Source organism: Pseudomonas sp. AC083 (assembly GCF_979253165.1).
Genome location: NZ_CEEDDH010000211.1, coordinates 1 through 258, shown reverse-complemented (window position 1 = coordinate 258; position 258 = coordinate 1). Strand labels below are relative to the sequence as shown.

The window sequence follows — 258 nt, the reverse complement described above, 5'->3', positions numbered from 1 at the left end:
ATTAGGTTGATTTTTCGTACTCATACCATTTTCCTGTAAAGCCATGATAGAAAGAGCTGCGGTAAAGCCTGCTGTTCCAAAATCATTGCTTCTTTTAAAGTCAAGTTATTTGGCAAAGGAACAATCCAATCCGCAGGTACTCTAGCATATTCAGAAAAACCTCCAGTGTGGCTCATGCCCATAGCGAAACCTGTGACAATCACTTGTTGACCCTCTACGAAACGATGATCTGTTGTATGAACGATAGTCCCACTTAGA

At 41.1% G+C, this 258-nt stretch carries 1 pseudogene; it reads right to left on the bottom strand.

Going from position 1 to position 258, the window contains the following annotated elements:
- Window positions 1-20: 20 nt before the first annotated feature.
- Window positions 21-258 (bottom strand): annotated as a pseudogene (locus AC0IXA_RS27745) (hypothetical protein); the annotation flags it as partial.